Here is a 5,518-nt window from a genome sequence, read left to right as displayed (position 1 = left end):
AACTTATGGGGTTCAGTTCATTAGGAGCGTTTTTTATACTTCTAACCAGCTCTTATTGCGATAACTTCTTATGTGTTTGTCACTCTTACCTGCGCTAAACAAAGAATTACATGCATAATCCTATCTGCTACAGAACAATTGAATGTTCCTGATGGGCTTATCGCGTGGCATACATCATTACGTATATTCCAACCTCTCTGTTCGGTAAGTAATATTCTAAAATAAAAAGATAGATCAATACCGAAACATTCTTCAACTTTTTCATCTCTAAGCAGATTATCAAGGGTTCTTAACTGTAATCCACCTTGCCTAGTAGACCGTAAAGTTGCCCCTCCTGTTAATTCAACTAACGTACGAATAGCAGCTTCTATCTGAGGTACTAATATATGTATTGCTGAGATATAATCTTGGTTTAAATATGCTCTTAAACCTGCATGGATAATGTCTTGCTTTGTTTCTTCGAATAGAGGCGACTTAAATATAAAGTCAGTCAAATCCTGCACGTTTATATCATAAACCTCTAAAGCCTTTTTGAGCGAATGCCTGAGAAAAAAAGCGTCAGTATTTAAATTGCTAGAAAGTTGGTGAATTATACTACCCTCTAAGTCGTTTTCAACACTGCCAATAGTTGCGATAGGTCTTCCTTTATGATCTTGAAGCGTCTTAGTGAATAAGTTTGTCAACGGATAGTTTTTTGCTAACTCCAAAACCTGCTGCTCTACTTGATCTTTCTTTGGAATAAATTGTGCTCCAATTCTTATAAGCGTATTTTCTAGACCACCATTTGTCATTGAATCAAAATAGGCATCTAACTGTTCATTCGGTATTTCTATGCTGTGAGATAACTCTTGCATACTATCTACAACATCTGGACCTACCTCAGTTATTTTTTTCGTTATTCGCTCTGCATCACTTTTCATATTGAAACTAATATATATATCATGTACATGCTGCAACCAAGAAGAAGCTTGTATAGGTGCCACATTATCGCACGCATCCTCGAAACTTTTACCAACTACCTTTATTACTCGAGTTGCTTCTTCTTTGTTTCCTTTAACCCTATAATAATCTGCTAAACGGACGCCTGCTGACTCACACCCCCATGGAGAGCTATCTTTAGAAAGACGCATTAATCGCTGCTCAAGACCTTCTATCAATTTTTCTCTTTGATCCTCAGATAAATACTTGCTCTTACCTAATACAAAAAGATCGAAGCAAAACCCCCAAAGTCCCGCTTTACTGTCCTCTGCTATACGATCTTCTAAGTTAATAGCACTCTCAATACACCTATTTATTAGACTGATATTATTTAAACCAGACGCAACCTTATATGCTCTAGTAATTTTTTTAATACTTTCAGTTGGGTGCTTGCAAAGATCTTTATCTGTTATTTCAAGAAGCGCGTTTACATAGTTGACAGCAACAGTATGATCAGGTTTTTTACCAATGGCAGCATTGGAAAGGTCCCATATGAGGCCACAATAACGTGCTTTTAATACGGGGTTAGAGGTACTTTGTGATCTACTTATCCAGTGTTCTACAACTTCTTCAGTAATCGAAGAAATGCTAGGACTTTCATAAGCCTTACCATCATCTCCAAACCATACCATCATAGGACCAAAGTAAGTGCCCCAACCACTCTGTTTATGTTTATAGTCTTCAGAAAATCCAAATGCCATTCTCTCTGCAATAGATCCTGAGCTTAGATCTTCCTTTGTAACTTCATTAATCTTAGTTGCAATACAAGACTCGGTAATCTTTTCATCTGACTTATCCAACTCACTGATTAGTTGGGCTAGCTCAATATTCATCGTCATTCTCCGTTAAAACCATTCAAGACTTTACTCAGCGAAATAGTTTTTTGTTTACTTAAGTTTAGTCCTAATAATAGCATAGGAGTAAGTGAAGCTTTAAGATATCAATAGTCAACTTAGGGAGCGGTTTAGCCCTGATAGCAGCGGTATCCTAGCGCAGACGATGGCGATGCGGACTATGGCTGGGGGCGGTATCGAGGCAACAGGAACGCCACCAGACGAACTAGTCCGCACGCCATCGACAAGTTAGATACAAGCGGATAGCAGGATTAGCTCCAACAACTAATCACTCCTCAAAAACTTAAAAAAACTTCTTCTTAAAATCTAATCAAAATATTCAAATCCTCTTCCCTACCACACACCCATTGAACTCAAACCTCGCATCAGCAACAATGACAGTATCTATTTATAATATTCACTCTAGAAAACTCATTCAAGAAAAAGGACGACTAATGAAACTGCGAATTTTAAAATCTGCCGTGACCAACCCTTGGTTTAACCTTGCGACCGAGGATTGGATATTTAACACACTCAACCCCGACTCGCACACACTATTTTTATGGCGCAATAGCGAGACCGTGGTCATTGGGCGCTCGCAAAACCCATGGGTAGAATGCAAAATCGATAAAATGGAAGCCGACGATGTGTTTTTGGCAAGGCGTCAGAGTGGTGGTGGCGCGGTATTTCATGATTTGGGCAATACCAACTTTACCTTTTTATCGCCCAAAGACGACTACGACCAAGACGCAAACTTTACCATTATCATCAATGCGCTAAAGAAGTTAGGCATAGACGCGGACTTATCTGGTCGTAACGACATGCAAGTCGGCGATAAAAAAATATCAGGTAGCGCCTTTAAACATGCTGCCGATCGTAGTTTTCATCACGGCACATTGCTAGTGAATGCCAATATGCAAAAGCTAGGCGATTATCTCAATCCGCATCCGCTTAAACTCAAAGCCAAAGGCATTAAATCGGTGCGTGCGCGCGTTGCTAATTTGGTTGAGTTCAATGGAGACATTAATCACGAAATATTATCAAATGCGATTATCGAGGCGTTTTGCGAATATCATGGCGACACTGCGCCAGTAGAAGAATTGGACGAAGCCAGTCTCGCCAAACAGCCAGCGCTAAATAAATACTATCAGCAAATGGCGGATTGGGATTGGCGCTTTGGCAAGACACCTGAATTTACCCATCATATCGAGACGCGATTTGATTGGGGCATTATTGATTTGCATCTTGATGTCAAACAAGCAGTGATTAGCGAGGTAGTTATCTTCTCTGATGCGCTAAACGTTGAGCTGATTGATCTGTTAAAAGAGGCATTGACAAATGTTAAATATGACAAGCATGAGATTAAAGCCAAGCTTGATGAATTAGGTAGAGCGCATCCTGAATTGACAGCGCAAATTGATGATGTCTCTAAGTGGTTAAGTGAGCAGATGAAAGGTTAGATTTTTGCTCGTTATTAATAATAAATAAAGAGATACAAATTTTTATTTCAATTAATTACTCGAACGCTTTTATGCTAATTCCGACTGCTGCTATATAACCTATACCTTAAATAAACTTAAGTTTGTTATTTAACGCTATAGCCATCTATAATGTCAGGCAAATAATAGACTCGAGTTAAGAGTCTACACTTTGGACATTTAAGCAAGGTAGCACTATGGCAGCCTATATCACAGTCGGCGCAAAGACCTCTCACGGTGGGACGGTCATCTCTGGCTCACCGCACACCACTCACAACGGTATTCCAATATCGCGTAAAGGCGATAAAGTCATCTGTAAAAAATGCAAAAAAGTCACCACCATTCTTAGTGGTGATGCATCCTTTATTGTTGATGGCGCGCCTATTGCACGTGGCGGCGATGTCACCAGCTGCGGTGCTAAGCTAATTGCTAGTCAGCAGTCATTTGCGGAGTCTGACTTTGATGTGGGCAGTATTGCGCAGGCAGCGCCTTTACAGTTTCCGAAGTCTGATCCGAGCAGTATGTTTAACGATATAAATAAGGATATCTATGATGATAGATTTCAATTGCTGGATAAACATAGCCAACTTCCATTAGCCTATATCAATTACCGTTTAGATTATAACGGTAAATCCGTTGAGGGCAAAACTGATGCTGAGGGATTTACTGAAATAATTCAGGCAAATGATTCAGCAGAAGTAAATATTTATTTATTGCTAGACAAGGATGAATAATATGACAAGACGAGAGATTAGCTGCGGTAGTTATCATTTAACGAAAGCTGATAATAATGGTAATAAATGTATTGAAGTTAATGTTGGGAGGAAGTTGACCTCTGGCGAGATAACCCTTCTCAGAAGTATGTTTGGTAACGCGATAGATTACAATACTGTTCGTATTTATGACAAAAAGTTCATCACTGACCAAGGTGACACTATGGCTATTGCCCCTAATGGCAATATATATTTTGCGCCAAAAGTACATAAAAAGGACTTTTCTTTAGCTTCAGATGTCAGCAAGCATTTCTTTATACATGAAATGACCCATGTGTGGCAGTATCAGAATGGTCAAACCGTTGCGCTACGTGCTATTGGCGAACAACTATTTTTTGAATTCCCAAGTCAAGCAATACATCATATCGGGAAAAAATTGTCTATAGAAATAAATGGGTTTAAAGGTGCTTATATAGTCAATCTTATATAAAACCGATACAATATTTATAACCAATTCATTTAGTGAAATAAACGATGACCTATTCAATCGACTTTCGCAAACAAGTGTTACGAAGCATTAAAGACGGCATGACCATTAGAGAAGCAGCTAACTTTTATCAGCTTAGCACAAGCTCGATTCACAGCTGGCAGCAGAGCTTAGTTCCTAAAACCACCAGAAATAAAGCACCGACTAAAATATCAAATGAAGCCTTATTGAAAGATGTTGAGCAGCATCCAGACGATTATATGTACGAGAGAGCACGGCGTTTAGGCTGTAGTAAATCAGGTATAGAAGCCGCATTAAAACGGCTAGGTATCAGTCAAAAAAAAGACCTTAGAACATCCAAAAGCCTGTTTGATAAAAAGAGCTAAGTATCTCAATCATTTAAATGATTATATGACTCAAGGCTATCCCATCGTTTATATGGATGAAAGCGGTTTTGAAGCTGAAACTAACAGACCTTACGGATATGCACGGATAGGTAAATCCTGTATCGACAGCTACAACTGGCAAGCAAAAAAGCGTACTAATGTCATCGGTGCTCTCTATAAAAAGATGCTATTTGCGCTTGATTACTTTGAACAGAATATCAACAGCCATATATTTTATGACTGGTGCAAGTTCACGCTAATTCCAAGTCTCAAGACCAAATGCGTGATCGTTATGGATAATGCTCGCTTTCATGAGCACGCGTATTCAAAAACTACTGAACAGGCACGGCCATCGTATTTTATGGCTGCCACCCTACAGTCCTGATCTGAACCCTATTGAAAAGAAATGGGCGCAAGCAAAGTTTCTACGACAAGGGTGGATGGAGAATAATCTGCCTAAACTGTTTCAGGATATGGGCTGTTCCAATTTTATTGTGGATTGACTATAAATACTCTGGTGTTGATAATCCACCTGATTTTTTTGAACGTGTGGTAGCTAATGAAATGGATGTAAAAGGTCTTTTATGGATAAGTCGCTTGGAGATTAATTAGTATGAAAATTAATACCAAACCCAAAATATAT

Annotated in this window: 5 protein-coding genes and 1 pseudogene; 5 read left to right on the top strand and 1 reads right to left on the bottom strand. The window is 39.0% G+C overall.

Translation table 11 applies throughout. The features are described from left to right. Nucleotides 1–68 precede the first annotated feature (68 nt). Nucleotides 69–1,811 carry a DUF4209 domain-containing protein gene (locus B4K26_RS08105; RefSeq protein ID WP_296244716.1) on the bottom strand — a complete coding sequence of 581 codons (1,743 nt, stop codon included), beginning with the start codon at nt 1,809–1,811 and terminating at the stop codon, nt 69–71. Nucleotides 1,812–2,266: 455 nt separating this feature from the next. Here B4K26_RS08105 and B4K26_RS08100 point away from each other — a divergent pair, with 455 nt between their 5' ends. The 5 genes and pseudogenes from B4K26_RS08100 to B4K26_RS08080 all read left to right on the top strand — a co-directional run bounded on the left by B4K26_RS08100 (nt 2,267) and on the right by B4K26_RS08080 (nt 5,378). Then, the gene (locus tag B4K26_RS08100) at nt 2,267–3,271 is read left to right on the top strand and encodes a lipoate--protein ligase (protein ID WP_296244715.1); all 1,005 of its coding nucleotides are present in this window, start codon (nt 2,267–2,269) and stop codon (nt 3,269–3,271) included. 215 nt (nt 3,272–3,486) lie between these two features. Beyond that, the gene (locus B4K26_RS08095) at nt 3,487–4,023 is read left to right on the top strand and encodes a PAAR domain-containing protein (RefSeq protein WP_296244714.1); all 537 of its coding nucleotides are present in this window, start codon (nt 3,487–3,489) and stop codon (nt 4,021–4,023) included. 1 nt (nt 4,024) lies between these two features. Next, entirely contained in the window at nt 4,025–4,492 is a 468-nt protein-coding gene (locus B4K26_RS08090; protein ID WP_296244713.1) for a hypothetical protein, read from the top strand. Nucleotides 4,493–4,536: 44 nt separating this feature from the next. Further along, nucleotides 4,537–4,875 (top strand): IS630 transposase-related protein, encoded by a 339-nt coding sequence (locus B4K26_RS08085; protein ID WP_296244712.1) that lies wholly within the window; start codon nt 4,537–4,539, stop codon nt 4,873–4,875. Nucleotides 4,876–4,900: 25 nt separating this feature from the next. After that, nucleotides 4,901–5,378 (top strand): annotated as a pseudogene (locus B4K26_RS08080) (IS630 family transposase). Nucleotides 5,379–5,518: the final 140 nt, after the last annotated feature.

Origin of the sequence: Psychrobacter sp. UBA6766, assembly GCF_002453355.1 — a bacterium.
GTDB lineage: Bacteria > Pseudomonadota > Gammaproteobacteria > Pseudomonadales > Moraxellaceae > Psychrobacter.
The sequence above is the reverse complement of the archived record's forward strand: the minus strand, read 5'-3'. Positions and strand labels throughout refer to the sequence as shown.